At 72.0% G+C, this 16,347-nt stretch carries 15 protein-coding genes; 8 read left to right on the top strand and 7 right to left on the bottom strand.

What is annotated here, in order from left to right; translation table 11 throughout:
- Positions 1–10: 10 nt before the first annotated feature.
- Both AB0H28_RS18595 and clpB read right to left on the bottom strand, forming a co-directional pair.
- Positions 11–394 carry a hypothetical protein gene (locus AB0H28_RS18595; protein WP_358041228.1) on the bottom strand — a complete coding sequence of 128 codons (384 nt, stop codon included), beginning with the start codon at positions 392–394 and terminating at the stop codon, positions 11–13.
- A 148-nt stretch (positions 395–542) separates the two neighbouring features.
- Positions 543–3,134 (bottom strand): ATP-dependent chaperone ClpB, encoded by a 2,592-nt coding sequence (gene clpB, locus AB0H28_RS18590; protein ID WP_358041225.1) that lies wholly within the window; start codon positions 3,132–3,134, stop codon positions 543–545.
- 465 nt (positions 3,135–3,599) lie between these two features.
- Between clpB and AB0H28_RS18585 the strand changes: the two genes are divergently transcribed.
- The 6 genes from AB0H28_RS18585 (at position 3,600) to AB0H28_RS18560 (ending at position 7,681) form a co-directional block, all read left to right on the top strand.
- On the top strand, positions 3,600–4,103 hold the full coding sequence (locus AB0H28_RS18585) for a hypothetical protein (RefSeq protein WP_358041222.1): 504 nt from the start codon (positions 3,600–3,602) through the stop codon (positions 4,101–4,103).
- Between the two features lie 55 nt (positions 4,104–4,158).
- Positions 4,159–4,755 carry a hypothetical protein gene (locus AB0H28_RS18580; RefSeq protein ID WP_358041219.1) on the top strand — a complete coding sequence of 199 codons (597 nt, stop codon included), beginning with the start codon at positions 4,159–4,161 and terminating at the stop codon, positions 4,753–4,755.
- Positions 4,756–4,764: 9 nt separating this feature from the next.
- Positions 4,765–5,325, top strand: coding sequence for a hypothetical protein (locus tag AB0H28_RS18575; protein WP_358041216.1), 561 nt, complete (start codon positions 4,765–4,767; stop codon positions 5,323–5,325).
- Positions 5,326–5,365: 40 nt separating this feature from the next.
- On the top strand, positions 5,366–5,866 hold the full coding sequence (locus tag AB0H28_RS18570) for a cation:proton antiporter regulatory subunit (RefSeq protein ID WP_358041213.1): 501 nt from the start codon (positions 5,366–5,368) through the stop codon (positions 5,864–5,866).
- A gap of 5 nt (positions 5,867–5,871) precedes the next feature.
- The gene (locus AB0H28_RS18565; RefSeq protein WP_358041211.1) at positions 5,872–7,083 is read left to right on the top strand and encodes a cation:proton antiporter; all 1,212 of its coding nucleotides are present in this window, start codon (positions 5,872–5,874) and stop codon (positions 7,081–7,083) included.
- Between the two features lie 169 nt (positions 7,084–7,252).
- Positions 7,253–7,681 carry a hypothetical protein gene (locus tag AB0H28_RS18560; RefSeq protein WP_358041208.1) on the top strand — a complete coding sequence of 143 codons (429 nt, stop codon included), beginning with the start codon at positions 7,253–7,255 and terminating at the stop codon, positions 7,679–7,681.
- Positions 7,682–7,851: 170 nt separating this feature from the next.
- Here AB0H28_RS18560 and AB0H28_RS18555 read toward each other — a convergent pair whose 3' ends face one another.
- The 5 genes from AB0H28_RS18555 to dnaK form a co-directional block, all read right to left on the bottom strand.
- Positions 7,852–8,058 (bottom strand): hypothetical protein, encoded by a 207-nt coding sequence (locus AB0H28_RS18555; protein WP_358041205.1) that lies wholly within the window; start codon positions 8,056–8,058, stop codon positions 7,852–7,854.
- A gap of 160 nt (positions 8,059–8,218) precedes the next feature.
- Positions 8,219–8,659 (bottom strand): MerR family transcriptional regulator, encoded by a 441-nt coding sequence (locus AB0H28_RS18550; RefSeq protein ID WP_091062116.1) that lies wholly within the window; start codon positions 8,657–8,659, stop codon positions 8,219–8,221.
- Between the two features lie 24 nt (positions 8,660–8,683).
- A complete protein-coding gene (gene dnaJ / locus AB0H28_RS18545) occupies positions 8,684–9,868 on the bottom strand; it encodes a molecular chaperone DnaJ (protein ID WP_358041200.1) in 1,185 nt (394 codons plus the stop codon).
- 79 nt (positions 9,869–9,947) lie between these two features.
- A complete protein-coding gene (grpE, locus tag AB0H28_RS18540; protein ID WP_358041197.1) occupies positions 9,948–10,700 on the bottom strand; it encodes a nucleotide exchange factor GrpE in 753 nt (250 codons plus the stop codon).
- Positions 10,701–10,747: 47 nt separating this feature from the next.
- Positions 10,748–12,619 (bottom strand): molecular chaperone DnaK, encoded by a 1,872-nt coding sequence (gene dnaK / locus AB0H28_RS18535; RefSeq protein ID WP_358041194.1) that lies wholly within the window; start codon positions 12,617–12,619, stop codon positions 10,748–10,750.
- 210 nt (positions 12,620–12,829) lie between these two features.
- Here dnaK and AB0H28_RS18530 point away from each other — a divergent pair, with 210 nt between their 5' ends.
- Together AB0H28_RS18530 and AB0H28_RS18525 are read left to right on the top strand one after the other, a co-directional pair.
- Positions 12,830–14,668 carry a GTPase domain-containing protein gene (locus AB0H28_RS18530; protein ID WP_358041192.1) on the top strand — a complete coding sequence of 613 codons (1,839 nt, stop codon included), beginning with the start codon at positions 12,830–12,832 and terminating at the stop codon, positions 14,666–14,668.
- Positions 14,669–14,685: 17 nt separating this feature from the next.
- Positions 14,686–16,344 (top strand): GTPase, encoded by a 1,659-nt coding sequence (locus AB0H28_RS18525; RefSeq protein WP_358041189.1) that lies wholly within the window; start codon positions 14,686–14,688, stop codon positions 16,342–16,344.
- Positions 16,345–16,347: the final 3 nt, after the last annotated feature.

The raw sequence follows: 16,347 nt of genomic DNA, 5'->3' as shown, positions 1-16,347 counted from the left end.
GTGTGGTCAGCTACGTTCGGCCGCCGGCGAGGCGCTCGGCGGCGTACTCCCGCAGCGTCGTCCGGCCCATCACGCAACCACTGAAGGTGGTGAACTCCCGGTCGTCGTCGCGCAGCCGCTCCCAGGCGGCCCGCCCGGCGCCCGGGTCGACCGACTCCAGCAGCGTCGCCGCGTACGCCTTCCCGGCCGGTGAGCCCTTCCGGAGCAGCCGGTCGACCTTCTTCCGGGCGGCCTCCGGGTGTTCCCGCAGCGCCTGCTCCACCCGCCGGTACGCCTCGGTCTCGGGCAGGATCTGCCCGGCGAACCCGACGCCGCCGAAGGCGAGCGTGTCGGCCCCGTCGAGTTCCCGCACGTCCTGGTCCAACTCCCGCTCCCACTTCACCATCCCCAGCATCCCCTCCTACTGCCCACCGCCACCGCACCCGACGCTGTTGACCATGAAGTTGTCCGGTGCCGTACCGGCGTGTCGCCCCGCCAACCTCATGATCGACGGAAGAGGGGGCGGGGCCCCGCGGGGTGTGCGGGGCCCCGCCGGGGGTAGGTCAGGCGGGGGTGACCGTCAGGGAGTCCTTGGTGTCGGACAGGTCCACCCGGACGGTGTCGCCGTCGCGGACGTCGCCGGACAGCAGCGCCTTGGCGAGGCGGTCGCCGATCGCGGACTGGACCAGGCGGCGCAGCGGCCGGGCGCCGTAGATCGGGTCGTACCCGTGCTCGGCCAGCCAGGTGCGGGCGGCGTCGGTGATGTCCAGGCCCAGCCGGCGGTCGGCCAGCCGGCGCCGCAGCCGGTCGAGCTGGATGTCCACGATCGCCCGCAGGTCCCCGCCCTGCAGCGCGGCGAACACCACGATGTCGTCGAGCCGGTTGAGGAACTCCGGCTTGAAGTGCGACCGGACCACCGCGAGCACACCCTCCCGGCGCTCCTCCTCGGTCATCGTCAGGTCGCTGATCAGCGACGAGCCGAGGTTCGAGGTGAGGATCAGGATCGCGTTGCGGAAGTCGACGGTGCGACCCTGGCCGTCGGTGAGGCGGCCGTCGTCGAGCACCTGGAGCAACACGTCGAAGACGTCCGGGTGCGCCTTCTCCACCTCGTCGAGCAGGATCACCGAGTAGGGCCGGCGACGCACCGCCTCGGTGAGCTGGCCACCCTCGGAATAGCCGACGTAGCCGGGCGGGGCGCCGACCAGGCGGGCCACCGAGTGCTTCTCGCCGTACTCGCTCATGTCGATGCGGACCATGGCCCGCTCGTCGTCGAAGAGGAACTCGGCGAGTGCCTTGGCCAGCTCGGTCTTGCCGACACCGGTCGGGCCGAGAAAGAGGAAGCTGCCGGTGGGGCGGTCCGGGTCGGCGATGCCGGCCCGGGCGCGGCGGACCGCGTCGGAGACCGCGCCGACCGCCTCGGCCTGGCCGACCACGCGGGAGCCCAGCGACTCCTCCATCCGCAGCAGCTTGGCGGTCTCGCCCTCCAGCAGCCGACCGGCCGGGATGCCGGTCCAGGAGGCGACCACTGCGGCGATGTCGTCCGCGCCGACCTCCTCCTTGAGCATCGCGCCGTCGGCCTGGAGCCGGGCCAGTTCCTCCTCGGCCTGCTTCAGCTCACCCTTGAGCGCGGGGATCCGGCCGTACCGCAGCTCGGCGGCGCGTTCCAACTCGCCGTCCCGCTCGGCCCGCTCGGCCTCGCCGCCCAGGCGCTCCAGTTCCTCCTTGGCGGTGGAGAGCTTGGTGATGTGGCTCTTCTCGGTCTGCCAACGCTCGGAGAGCGCGGTGAGCTGCTCGCGCTTGTCGGCCAACTCCTTGCGCAGCCGCTCCAGGCGCTCGGCGGAGCCGGCGTCGGGCTCCTTGGCCAGCGCCATCTCCTCGATCTCCAGCCGGCGCACCGCCCGCTCGATCTCGTCCACCTCGACCGGCCGGGAGTCGATCTCCATGCGCAGCCGGGAGGCGGACTCGTCGACCAGGTCGATCGCCTTGTCCGGCAGGAACCGGTCGGTGATGTAGCGGTCGGAGAGCGCTGCGGCGGCCACCAGCGCGGCGTCGGTGATCCGGACTCCGTGGTGCACCTCGTAGCGCTCCTTGAGCCCGCGCAGGATGCCGATGGTGTCCTCGATGGTCGGCTCGCCGACCAGCACCGGCTGGAACCGGCGCTCCAGCGCCGGGTCCTTCTCGATGTGCTCGCGGTATTCGTCGAGGGTGGTCGCGCCGACCATCCGCAGCTCGCCGCGGGCCAGCATCGGCTTGAGCATGTTGCCGGCGTCCATCGAGCCCTCGCCCTTGCCGGCGCCGACCACCGTGTGCAGTTCGTCGAGGAACGTGATGACCTGCCCGTCGGAGTTCTTGATCTCCTCCAGGACGGACTTCAGCCGCTCCTCGAACTGGCCGCGGTAGGACGCGCCGGCCACCATCGCGCCGAGATCGAGCGAGACCAGCTTCTTGTCCCGCAGCGACTCCGGCACGTCGCCGGCCACGATCCGCTGGGCCAGGCCCTCGACGATCGCGGTCTTGCCGACACCCGGCTCACCGATCAGCACCGGGTTGTTCTTCGTGCGACGGGAGAGCACCTGGATCACCCGGCGGATCTCCGAGTCGCGGCCGATCACCGGGTCGATCTTGCCGTCGCGGGCACTCGCGGTGAGGTCGACGCCGTACTTGGCCAGCGCCTGGTAGGTCTGCTCCGGGTCGGCAGTGGTGACCCGCCGGTCACCGCCCCGGACGGTGGGGAACGCGGCGACCAGGTTCTCCTCGGTGGCGCCGGAGTTCTTCAGCGCGACCGAGACCGCGCCGCCGACCCGGGCCAGCCCGGCCAGCAGGTGTTCGGTGGAGGTGTATTCGTCGCCCAGCGGTCGGGCGATCTGCTCAGCGGCTCCGATGGCGTTGACGAACTCGCGGGCCAGCGTCGGCTCGGCCAGGCTGGACCCGCGCGCGGCGGGCAGCGCGTCGACCGCGCGCAGGGTGACCTGGCGCAGCTCGGCCGGGTCGGCCCCGGCCGCGCGCAGCACACCCGAGGCGGTCGAGCCGTCGGTGTCCAGCAGCGCGAGCAGCAGGTGCCAGGGCTCCACGGTGGCGTGACCGCGCTGGTTCGCCAGCGCGACGGCCCCGGTGATGGTTTCGCGGCTCTTGGTGGTGAGGCGTTCCGTGTTCATGGGCTCCCCCGGGATCGGCGTGTCCATTGGGAACGACACAACCAGACTTGAGTCTATTCCGCTCAACTCTCCCGGCGTGACCCGAGTCACACCTTCCCGCCGTCGATCGCCCACCCGGACCAGCGGCGACCGATCCACCCGCGCCGATCCGTCATTCACGGACAGTTGCCGGGCAGCCACCGAATGATCACCCGCCGGCCGCGACGCCCGGCCGCTCCAGCCGAAGACGTCCAGCGCTGGCGAAACGCGGGCCCGCAGGCGGGCCGCAACACCCCCCGCCAATCAGTCATCAAATTCCGACGGCCGGGCCGGAGCGTGCGAAATCATCCCCACACGCAGTCCCGAAGATCAATTAAATACACGTATTTGCATGTGACTTTCGCCATACCGGCAACGGGTTCACACGGCGGTGGGAACTGTTGAATGGTCGAGGAGACCTGCACACGATCCTGAAAGGACTGACGAATGCGTACACCGACCAGAGCGGCGTGCGTCGTCGCGACGACGGCGTTGTTGGTCGCCGGAACGTCCAGTGCGGCTCAGGCTGCCGACAAGGACGAATCAGCTCCGCTTGGCGCGCGAGGCCATTCCTCCTATCAATCGGGACACACGCTCGCCGCAGGTGATTGCGGAGTCCGCGTCGACCTGCCGCACCCCTCCTACACGACGGCAAATCAGATCCACACCCGGGTCGAATCCTTCTGTCAGGGCAGCACGATCGTCAACAACACCATCACCGGCAAGAGCTACCGCTCCCGCTGGTACGGGTGGGAGCACATGAAGACCAAGTCGGCCGGCCCGAAGACGGCCTGGCGCGTCCGGGTGACCGTGGACGTCAACTGCGACTACGGAACCCTGCACCGCTGGCGCACCGAGGGATACGGTAGCGGCATTCTCGACGGACAACCGGTGAGCGCCTCCGCCTACGAAGAGAACGACGACGAAATTCAGTGCGGTGCCAACAACTGACATGCATTCGGGCACCCGCCAGTGGCGTACGGCCGTCATCGCAAGAATCAGCGCGGTGACGGCCGCCGTCACGGCCGCCATTGTCACCGGTGCATGCGGATCGCCGCCGGAAATTGCCGATCAACCGTCGGGCGGAGACCCTCCGCCGAGTCACGCGCCCTACCTTCCCGATACGCTGCTCACCGCGCCGCGCAAGCCGCCACAGCCGGCCCTGATCGTCAACGGGAATCGCACGGACATGCGAAGGATCGCCGTGGACTGGGCGGCCCGCGGCGGGCCGAAAGCGAGTCCACCGCGGCACGTCGACTGGCCCGCGGTGCGACTGGCCGAGTCGACCCGTCGGGTCGTCGTCGAATTCGACACGGCGCAGCTGCCGTCCCGGGCCGTTCTCTACCGCTATTCCGAGGTCGGCGCGAACGGGATTCCCGACGAAGCCGACGGCACCGAGACGATCTGCGGCCTTGCCGAGCCGGACGCCACGTGTTCGCGAACCGGTGGCGGGGCTCAGCCGGCCCGGGTGGACCTGGCAGTCGACACCGGAGCCGGCCCCTACTGGGTCGTCCACGCCGCCTGGCCGCTGCTCGCAGGCCGCGGTCCCGGCCCGGATGTGCCGGTGGTGTCGGCATCATGGGTGATCAGAGCCGACCGGTAAGGAGACGACGTGCAGGTGGATCTGGGCAGATGGCTGTCGCTGGTGACCCGCGACTCGGTGGGATCGGCGGTGGTCAGGGTCGAGACGGGCGACCTGACCGTGCTGTCCGAACACCACTTGCACGCTGACGACCTGCTGCACTGGTCGTACGCCGTCCGGCAGGACGACGAGGAGGTGCGCCGCTCCTGCGACGGGCGGGAGCTGGTGCAGCCGACGCGCGACGGTAAGCAGCTTCGGTCGCAGGTGCCCACCGAGCAGGTCGCCGACGACCCCTGGTACTTCTACTCGTGGCCCTCGGTGGTGGACGCCTGGTTCGTGGAGATGCTGCGCCCGGTTGACCTCCTCGCCCGGATCGTGGTGTCGGAGGTGGCCGGGCCGGACGACGCCGGGCTGATCCGGATCACGGCGACGCCGATGGGCAACGAGCCCTCGCCGTACAACGGCTTCGCCCTCCCCGACGGGCGCTCGTTGCGGGTGGTCCTCGATGTCGAGCGGGGCTGCCTGCTCACCGTGACCGTGGACCGGCCCGGCGGGCCGACGCTCACCCATCGCCTCACCGAGCTCACGTAGGGGCCGGGCGCCCACGCGGGCCCCGGGTAGCCTGACTGAGGTGCGAGTACGTGTCGAACAGACCGCCTTACCGGGAATCGGCGTCCGTCATGACCTCATGACCGAGTCCGGCCGCCGGCTCGGCGTGGTCTCCCACCGCAATGGCCGCCGCGACCTGGTCCTCTACGACCCGGACGATCCCGACTCCTGCCAGCACGACATACCGCTGACCGACGACGAGGCGGAGGCGCTGGCCGACATCCTCGGCGCGTCGCTGATGCTCGGGCAGCTCTCCGGGCTGCGCGAGCAGGCCGCCGGGCTGCTGACCGAGCAGATCGTGATCCCGGCCGGCTCGAAGTACGTCAACCGGCGGCTCGGCGACACCAAGGCTCGCACTCGGACCAGCGCCTCCATCGTGGCGGTGCTGCGTCAGGGCGAGGTGAACGTCTCGCCCGACCCCACCTTCCGGTTCGAATCCGGTGACGTGATCGTCGTGGTCGGCACCCGCCAGGGTCTCGACGGCGTGACGGCGATCCTCGCCGAGACCGATCCGGACGGCTGACGCGTATGCACGAAACCACCGTCCTGCTCATCGAGGTCGGGGCGCTGCTGCTCCTGCTCGGCCTGCTGGGCCGGCTGAGCCGTCGCGTCGGCGTCTCGCCCATCCCGCTCTACCTGCTCGCCGGCCTCGCGTTCGGGCACGGCGGCCTGCTGCCGCTGAACGCCAGCGAGGAGTTCTTCGCCGTCGGCGCGGAGATCGGCGTGATCCTGCTGCTGGTCATGCTCGGCCTGGAATACAGCGCGAACGAGCTGGTGGGCAACCTCCGCTCGGCGGTGCCGGCCGGCCTGATCGACGCGGTGTTCAACGCGCTGCCCGGTTTCGCCTTCGCCCTGCTGCTCGGCTGGGGCTGGGTGGCCGGCGTGGTGCTCGCCGGCGTCACCTGGGTGTCGTCCTCCGGCGTGATCGCCAAGGTGCTCGGCGACCTGGGCCGGGTCGGCAACCGGGAGACGCCGGTGGTCCTCTCCGTGCTGGTGATCGAGGACCTGGCGATGGCCCTCTACCTGCCGCTGGTCACCGCGCTGCTCGCCGGGGTCGGCCTGGCCAAGGGCGGCGTCGCGCTCGCCGTCGCGGTGCTCACCGTGGTCGTCGTGCTGGCCGTGGCGATCCGGTACGGGCACCTGATCTCCACCGCCCTGTCCGCCAAGGACCCGGAGGCGCTCCTGCTCGGGGTGCTCGGCCTGACCCTGCTGGTCGCCGGCCTCGCGGCGAAGCTCCAGGTCTCCGCCGCGGTCGGCGCGTTCCTGGTCGGCATCGCGCTGTCCGGGCCGGTCGCGCACCACGCCACCGAGTTGCTCTCACCGCTGCGGGACCTCTTCGCGGCGGTCTTCTTCGTGTTCTTCGGGCTGGTCACCAACCCGCTGGACATGCCGCCGGTGCTGCTGCCCGCGCTGCTGCTGGCCGTGACGACAATGGCGACGAAGGTGGCCACCGGCTACCTGGCCGCCCGCCGGGCCGGGATCGCCGAGCCCGGACGCTGGCGGGCCGGCCTGGCGCTCACCCCGCGCGGCGAGTTCTCCATCGTCATCGCCGGGTTGGCCGTCGCCGCCGTCTACCCGGTGGAGCCCAAGCTGGCCGCGCTCGCCACCGCCTACGTGTTGATCACGGTGGTGACCGGGCCACTGCTCGCCCGGCTGCCGGACACGCCGTGGTTCAAGCAGTGGTTGCGCCGCCGCGCCGCCGGCACCCGGGCGCCGGCCCCGGTGCGGGTGGGCGACTGACCTCGGCCGGGCCGGAGCCGCGACTCAGCGGTCCGGTCCGGCCAACGGTTGTCAAATTGATCCCGGGAGGGTCTACCACTGCTCCGCCCAACCGCGTTAACGTGTCGCCCCAGCAGCCAGGGTCCGCGGGTGGCCAGCGCCCCCGCCAGCGAACGCGGAAGGTCGGCCGGTGAGCGTGCAGGAAGGGACGTTCCACGGCTTCGCCAACCCGGTCGACCCCTCGCCCGCCGAGTTGCGGGCGTGGGCCTACCAGCCGGACTCGGTGCCGCTGACCTCCATGCCGCCGGACTGGGACCTGCTGGTCGCCGGTGACCACCTGGTGCAGACGCTGTTCGACCTGGCCATGGACCAGCACTGCCCGGCCCGCCGGTTCGCGCTGCACTGCCTCTACATCTACGCCGCCGACGGCATCCGGACGAACTTCCGGGCGCACCCGAAACGGCGCTTCCGGAAGCTGGTCGAGCACGCCGAGAAGACCGGTGACGACCTGATGCGCAACTGGGCGCACAACAGCCGGGTGCTGCTCGCCCGCCCCGACCTGTTCGTCTACCGGGACTGGTGCGAGGGCGGCCTGGTCCGCGAGAACCGCCGCCTCTGACCCACCCCGATGTCCGCCTCATGCCGGCAACCGGAGCCGCACCCCCAATCCCTCGCGCGAAGCTTGTTAGAGGGGGCCCCTTCTCTACCGGAGGCGTTAACAAGGGGCCCCTCCTTACACGAACGGGCCGGGACCCCCCGTGGGTCCCGGCCCGCACGTCGGCGGATCGCCTAGGTCGGTCCGCCCTGCTTCTTCCGCCGTTCGTCGTCCCTGGCCCGATCCACGCCGTGGTCGGTCTGGTCGGCGAAGCGCCCCTCCTTGGCCTTGTCGCTGAGGCGACCCTCGGTGACCCGGTCGAACCGCTCCCGGACGTTCTCGGCCACTTTTTCCAGGCGTTCCTCCGCCCGTTCCGCCACCTTCTTCGCCGGTTCCGCCATGGCTCCCCCCGCCAGCAAAACGACCGGATTAAACATTTTGGGACTGTTTGACAGCTTACTCAGCCCGCCGCCGCGCCACCCGCGTTTCCCGCGACAGCAACGAATCCTGGGCAGGTTCCGTTCGAGGCGAACGGAACCTGCCCAGGATCGCGTGACGCCGTCAGCGGTCGGGGGTACGGCGAGGACGCCACACCACGAGCGCGGTGGACGTGCGGTTGGTCGGCACGAGGTCACCACGGGCGAAGCCGCCCAGCGACTCCAGCTCGGCGATCCGCCGGTACGCGGCGTCCAGCTCCGCCTCCAGCCGGGCCACCCGCTGTTGCGCCTCCTCCAGCAGCCGCTCCAGCCCGATGATCCGCTTGACCCCGGCCAGGTTGATCCCGTCGTCCTGGCTGAGACGCTGCACCTCGCGGAGCAGCACCACGTCCCGGACGCTGTACCGCCGACCGCCACCGGCCGCCCGGCCCGCCTGCACCAGGCCCAACCGGTCGTACTGGCGCAGCGTCTGGGGGTGCATGCCCGCCATCCGCGCGGCCACCGAGATCATCAAGATCTTGGCCTCGTAGGCCGGGTCACCCGACCCGACGTACTCCTCCGACATGCCCGCTCACCTCCGCTGCCGCCGTCAACCGAATCGACGTACCCGCGCTTCGAGATGTTCCCGCGCGGCGGGCGGGGTCTGCGCCGCGAAGGTCTCCAGTGCCGCCCGCGCCTCGTCCGACACCGCCGCCGGGACCACCACGTCGAGCGTGACCAGCAGGTCACCGGCGCGGCCGTCCCTGCGTACGACGCCCTTGCCCCGGGCCCGCAGCACCCTCCCGGCGGGGGTACCCGGCGGCACCCGCAGGGTCACCGTGCCGTCCAGGGTCGGAACCCGCAGGTCGGTGCCGAGCACCGCCTCGGCGTAGGTGATCGGGACGTTCAGGGTGAGATCGTCCCCGGTGCGCCCGAACAGGTCGTCCGGGCGGACCTTTACGTGCACGAACAGGTCCCCGGCCGGGCCACCCCGCTCGCCGGGCTCACCCCGACCGGCCAACCGGATCCGCTGCCCGTCGGCCACCCCGGCGGGAAAGCGCACGTTGAGCGTGCGGGTCTTGGTGACCCCACCCGTGCCGTGGCACTCCGGACACTTCTCCTCGACGACCGTGCCGACACCCTGGCAGTTGCGGCACGGCTCGGAGAAACTGAACGACCCCTGGTTACGGGTGGTGACCCCGGCGCCATGGCAGACCGGGCAGGCCACCGGCTGCGTGCCCGGCTTCGTGCCGTTGCCGTGACAGGTGTCGCACACCCCCGGAGCGCGCAGGGTCAGCGGCAACGTGACGCCACGGACCGCGTCGGAGAAGTCGAGCGCCACCTCGGCCTCGACGTCCCGGCCCCGGGCCGGTCCGCGCGGGCGGGCCGCGCCACCGGCGCCGCCGCCGGAGAAGATCGTGCTGAACAGGTCGGTGAAACCACCACCGCCGAACCGGGTGTCGCCACCGCCGCCGCCCCCGCCGAACAGGTCGGAGACGTCGAACGGCGCGCCGCCCGGCTGGCCCGCGCCTCGGGCGTTGCGCCGGAAGGCGCCCGAGCCGAAGAGCGACCGCATCTCGTCGTACTCGCGCCGCTTCTTCTCGTCGCCGAGCACCGCGTACGCCTCGGACACGGTCTTGAACCGCTCCTCGGCCCCGGTGTCGCCGGGGTTGTGGTCCGGGTGCGACTCCCGGGCCAACTTCCGGTACGACTTCTTGATGTCGTCCGAGGAGGCGGACTTGTCCACGCCCAACGCGGCGTAGTAGTCCTTCTCGATCCAGTCCTTGGAACTCACCGGTCCACCCCCTTCCACGGGTCGGATCCCGGTCGTCCCGCCCACCCGGCAGGGGCGGACGGGACGTCACGGGTCGGCACTACTCCGGGTCCGCGACCGCGACCAGGGCCGGCCGCAGCAGCCGCTCGCCGAGCTGGTAGCCCCGGCGCATGACCTGCACGCAGGTCGGCTCGGTCACCTCGGCGGAGGTCTGGTGGGCCACCGCCTCGTGCCGGGTCGGGTCGAACGGGTCGCCCTGCTCGCCGAAGGCGGTCAGGCCGAACTTGCCCAGCGCCCCGGTGAGCTGCTCGGCCACGCTGCCGAACGGGCCGACCAGGTCGCCGTGCTCGCGGGCCCGGTCCAGGTCGTCGAGGATCGGCAGCAACGCGGTGAGCACCACGCCGGTCGCCTGCTCCTGGACCAGGTTGCGGTCGCGGTCGACCCGCTTGCGGTAGTTGGCGTACTCCGCCGAGACCCGCTGGAGGTCGCGGGTGCGCTCCTCCAGGTCGGCGCGGAGCGACTCCAGCTCGGCGCCGGGCGGGGACGACGTGTCGTCGGTCTCCCCGCTCGGCTCGGCGGGTGAGTCGACCACTGGCGGCCCGGAGACGTCGGCCTCGCCGACGATCTCGTCGACCACGACCTCGGCCTCCTCGACCAGCCCCTCGGCGGGCGCGTCGGCGGCGGCGTCGGCCGCCGAGGCGTCGTTCGCCGGCTCCTCGGTCACCTTGCCGAGCTTGCGCTTGTCGCGGATGACGACCCGCGGCTCGTCGCCGGCATCCTTGCCGGCGCCCGCGGAGCCACCCGGCGCCGACCCGGTGGAGCTTGGGTCGGCCGCTCGTGGCTTCTCCGTCATGCGATTACCTCATCCCTCTGCCGTCGAGTCGTGTCCGGGACGGACTGTCACTTCTTGTCCTCGTCCACGATCTCCGCGTCGACCACGTCGTCGGCGCCGCCGGCCTGCGGGCCACCGGTCGCACCCGCGCCCGGCCCGGCCGCACCGGCGCCCGGAGCACCCTGGGCACCCGGCTCGCCCTCCTGCTGCTGGGCGTAGAGCAGCGAACCGGCCTGCTGGGAGACCTGGGCCAGCTTCTCGTGCGCGGCCTTGATCTTGTCGATGTCCTGCCCACCGAGGGCGCTGCGCAGCTCGCCGAGCGCCTCGTTGAGCTGGTCACGGTTCTCACTCGGCAGCTTGTCGCCGCTCTCGGCGAGGAACTTCTCGGTCTGCCACTGCAGCGCCTCGGCGACGTTGCGGGTCTCCGCCTCCTCGCGACGGCGCTTGTCCTCGTCGGCGTGCTCCTCCGCGTCCCGGCGCATGCGCTCGATGTCGTCCTTCGGCAGCGAGGAGCCGCCGGTGATCGTCATCTTCTGCTCCTTGCCGGTGCCCAGGTCCTTGGCGTGCACGTTGACGATGCCGTTGGCGTCGATGTCGAACGTGACCTCGATCTGCGGCACGCCGCGCGGCGCCGGCGGGAGGCCGGTCAGCTCGAAGGTGCCGAGCTTCTTGTTGTAGGCCGCGATCTCCCGCTCGCCCTGGAACACCTGGATCAGCACCGACGGCTGGTTGTCGTCGGCCGTGGTGAAGACCTCGGAGCGCTTGGTCGGGATGGTGGTGTTGCGCTCGATGAGCTTGGTGAAGATGCCGCCCTTGGTCTCGATGCCCAGGCTCAGCGGGGTCACGTCGAGCAGCAGGACGTCCTTGACCTCACCCTTGAGCACGCCGGCCTGCAGGGCGGCGCCGACGGCGACGACCTCGTCCGGGTTGACGCCCTTGTTCGGGTCGCGACCGGTGAGCTGCTTGACCAGGTCGGTGACGGCCGGCATCCGGGTCGAGCCGCCGACCAGGATGACGTGGTCGACGTCGGAGACCTTGATGCCGGCGTCCTTGACGGCCTGCTCGAACGGGCCCTTGCAGCGGTCCAGCAGATCCTGCGTCATGCGCTGGAACTCGGCGCGGCTCAGCGTCACGTCGAGGTGCAGCGGGCCGGCCGAGCCGGCGGTGATGTACGGCAGGTTGATGTTGCTGGTGGTGGCGGCGGACAGCTCGATCTTGGCCTTCTCGGCCGCCTCCTTGAGCCGCTGCATGGCCATCTTGTCCTGCGAGAGGTCGATGCCGTGCTCGCCGCGGAACGTCTTCACCAGGTGGTCGATGATCCGCTGGTCCCAGTCGTCGCCGCCGAGCTGGTTGTCACCGCTGGTCGACTTGACCTCGACCACGCCCTCGGCCAGCTCCAGCAGCGACACGTCGAAGGTGCCGCCACCGAGGTCGAAGACCAGGACGGTCTGCTCCTTGGAGCCCTTGTCCAGGCCGTACGCCAGGGCCGCCGCGGTCGGCTCGTTCACGATCCGCAGCACGTTGAAGCCGGCGATCTCACCGGCCTCCTTGGTGGCCTGGCGCTGCCCGTCGTTGAAGTAGGCCGGGACGGTGATCACCGCGTCGGCGATCTGCTCGCCCAGGTACGCCTCGGCGTCCCGCTTGAGCTTCATCAGCGTCCGGGCGGAGATCTCCTGCGGGGTGTACTTCTTGCCGTCGATGTCGACGGTCCAGTTGGTGCCGATCTCCCGCTTGACCGAGCGGATGGTCCGGTCGGGGTTGGTCACCGCCTGGCGCTTGGCGACCTCACCGACGAGCACCTCGCCGTTGCGGGCGAACGCGACGATCGAGGGAGTCGTACGCGAGCCCTCGGCGTTGGCGATGACGGTGGGCTCACCGCCCTCGAGAACGCTGACGCAGGAGTTCGTCGTGCCGAGGTCGATGCCGACCGCACGTGCCATGTTCGCTTCCTCGCTTCGTAACGGTTGAGCAGGTCAGGTGACCTGCCCGGTGGGTCGCCCCGGAGGCGCCGCACCACAAGTTGAGTGAACTTGACTCAATAGTGCCACGCCCTCGGCAAACCGCAAGTCGGGGTTGAGTCGACTCGACGCAACCTGACCGTTATTAGCGTCCGGTTGTCTTACCTTGCGTCGGTCGGGCACGCTTTAGCGGTGACGACGCATGGCGATCCCGCCACCCGTGCCGCCGCGCCCGCCGTCGCAGCCCGCACCGGAACCACCCACGGCGAGAACCAGCCCGGCGGAGACGTCACGGGCCTGCCCGCCGCGCTCACCGGCCTGCGGTCCGCGATCGATGCGGCTCGCTTCCCGCTGACGCTGCCGTCGGCCGAGTCGGCCCGGTCGACCGCCCGCAGCCTCACCGACCAGCTCGACGACTATCTGCTGCCGCGGCTGGCCCGACTCGACGCCCCGCTGCTCGTGGTGGTCGGCGGCTCGACCGGCGCCGGGAAGTCGACGCTCGTCAACAGCCTGGTCCAGGCGCGGGTCAGCGCGGCCGGGGTGCTCCGCCCGACCACCCGCTCACCGGTGCTGGTCTGCAACCCCGCCGACGCGGCCTGGTTCCGCCAGGGCGAGCTGCTGCCCGGCCTGACCCGCACCAGCGAGCCGAGTGAGCACCCGGGCACCCTGCAACTGGTCACCGCTCCGGCGCTGCCGCCCGGCCTGGCCTTCCTCGACGCCCCCGACATCGACTCGGTGGTCGACGCCAACCGGGCGCTCGCCGGGCAGTTGCTCGCCGCCGCCGACCTGTGGCTGTTCGTCACCACCGCCGCCCGCTACGCCGACGCCGTCCCCTGGGAGCTGCTGCGCAGCGCCCGGGCCCGGGGCACCGCGGTGGCCATGGTGCTCGACCGGGTCCCGCCCGAGGCGGCCGACGAGATCGCCGCCCACCTGTCGCAGATGCTGGCCAGCCAGGACCTGGGCGCCGCGCCGCTGTTCGTGCTGCCGGAGACGTGGGTGGACGGGCAGGGCCTGCTGCCCGACCGGATGACCGCCCCACTGAGTGGATGGTTCGCCCGGCTCGCCGGCGACGCGGAGGCCCGCTCGGCGGTGGTCCGGCAGACCCTCGACGGCGCGCTGGCCGCCCTGCACCCGGTGGTCGAGGCGCTGGCCGACGCCGCCGACGAGCAGGTGGCCGCCGCCGAGGCGCTTGACGAACGGGTCCGGGCCGCCTACCGGGGCGCGGAGCGCACCGTCGACCAGGGGCTCAAGGACGGCCGGTTGCTCCGCGGTGAGGTGCTGGCCCGCTGGCAGGAGTTCGTCGGCACCGGGGAGTTCTTCCGCAGCCTGGAGGCGCGGATCGGCCGGCTGCGCGACCGGATGGTGGCGGTGGTCACCGGGCGACCCGCCCCGGCGGCCGAGCTGCGCACCGCGATCGAGTCCCAACTGGTCACCCTGCTTCGCGGGGTGGCCGCCGAGGCGGCGGAGAACGCGTACACCGGGTGGAAGGCGCACCCGGCGGGCGCGGCGCTGCTCGAACCGGAGCTGGCGCACGCCTCGGCCGACCTGCCCGCGCGCGGCGAGCAACTGGTCCGCGACTGGCAGCGCGGGGTGCTGGAGCTGGTCCGCGTCGAGGGCGGTGATCGGCGTTTCGTGGCCCGCACGGCCGCGTACGCGGTCAACGCGACCGGCCTGGCCGTCATGATCGGCGTCTTCGCCTCCACCGCCTTCATCCCGACCGGGCTGGAGGTCGCCGCCGGCACCGGCACCGCGGTCGCCGGCCAGACCGTGCTCCAGGCCATCTTCGGCGACCAGGCGGTGCGGAACCTGTCCCGCAAGGCACGGGTCGACCTGCTCGACCGGGTCGGCGCGTTGCTGGCCGAGGAGGCCGCCCGGTTCCTGGCCCGCACCGAGGTCGCCCGCCCGGCCACCGACGCCGGCGCGACCCTGCGCCGGGCCGCGATGACCGTCGAGCGGGCCCGGCACCACAGCGGCCTGTCCACCGCCGGCGACGCCGCGCTGCTCACCACCGAACAGGACGCAAAGCCGTGACGAACATCGTGGGGCGGATGCGTGACGCGCTCCGGGCCGACCAGCGGGTCGACCCGGACGTCCTGATCGCGCGGCTGGAGGCGGTCCAGCGGTTCCTCCGCGCGGTGGACGGCCAGGTGCCCGACGCCCAGTTGGTCGCCGGGCACACGGTGGTCGAGCGGGCCGGTGACCGACTGGCCCTCTCCGGCCGCCACACCGTGGTCGCCCTGGCCGGCGCGACCGGCAGCGGCAAGTCGAGCCTGTTCAACGCGCTGGCCCGGATGGACCTCTCCCCGGTCGGCGTGCGCCGACCGACCACCGGGGTCACCCATGCCTGCGTGTGGGGTCCGCTCGACGGCGCGGTCCGGCTGCTCGACTGGGTCGGCGTGCTGCCCCGGCACCGGTTCGTCCGGGAGAGTCCGCTCGACGGCGACGACGAGTCCAACCTGCACGGCCTGGTCCTGCTGGACCTGCCCGACTTCGACTCGGTGCAGCACACCCACCGGCTGGAGGTCGACCGGCTGCTCGGCCTGGTCGACCTCGTGGTCTGGGTGGTCGACCCGCAGAAGTACGCCGACCGGGTGATCCACACCAGCTACCTGCGCGAGTTCCACCGGCACAAGGACGTGACCGTGGTGGTGCTCAACCAGGCCGACCGGTTGCACCCGACGGAGCTGCCCACGGTCCTCGACGACCTGCGCCGGCTGCTGGACGCCGACGGGCTGGGCGGGGTGCCGCTGCTGCCCACCGTGGCCCCGGACCCGGCCGGGCTGGCCGGGCTGCGGGCCGAGCTGGAGAAGACGGTCGCCGAACGGCAGGCCGCCCTGCGCCGGCTCTCCGGCGACGTGGACGCCGTGGTGGCCGATCTCGAACCGCTGGTCGGGCCGGAGCCGCCGCGCACCCGACCCGGTGACGCCTCGTCGCAGGAACTCACCCGGGCGCTCGCCGGGGCGGCCGGGGTGCCGACCGTGGCGCAGGCCGTCGAGGGCGCGTATCGGCATCGGGCGGTGAGCAGCACCGGCTGGCCGCTGGTGCGGAGCTGGCGGAAGCTGCGCCCCGATCCGCTGCGCCGGCTGCACCTGCCCGGGCGGGACCCGGACGCGCCCGGGGAGAGCCTGATCTCGGCCACCTCCGTACCCGATCCGACCGCCGCACAGCGTTCCTCGCTGCACCTGGCCATCCGGGCGGTGGCCGACCGCTCCAGCGCCGACCTGCCGGTGCCCTGGCCGGCCGCGGTCACCGCCGCGGCCCGGTCCCGGCTGACCGACCTGCCGGGCGCGCTGGATCACGCGGTCGCCGCCACCGACCTCGGCATGGACCGGCGGCCGGCGTGGTGGCGGGTGGTCGGTGCGGTCCAGTGGCTGGTCACCCTCGCCGCACTGGGCGGGCTGCTCTGGCTGCTTCTGGGGTACGCGCTGCGCTTCCTCGGCCTGCCGCCGCTGGAGCACCCGACGCTGGGCGAGGTGCCCTGGCCCACGGTGCTGCTGCTGGGCGGCCTGCTGGCCGGGTTGCTGGTGGCGGCGCTGACCCGGCCGGTGGTCGGGTGGGCGGCGCGGCGGGCCCGGCACCGGGCCGAACAGCGCCTGCTCACCTCGGTGGGCAGCGTCGGCGAGAAGCACGTGCTGGAGCCGGTCTGGGCGGTGCTGGCGCGCTACGGCGCGGCGCGGGACGCACTGCGGGCGGCCGAGCGGCGCTGAACC

It is taken from the genome of Micromonospora sp. NPDC050980, assembly GCF_040653835.1.
Classification (GTDB): Bacteria; Actinomycetota; Actinomycetes; order Mycobacteriales; family Micromonosporaceae; genus Micromonospora.
The sequence above is the reverse complement of the archived record's forward strand: the minus strand, read 5'-3'. Positions and strand labels throughout refer to the sequence as shown.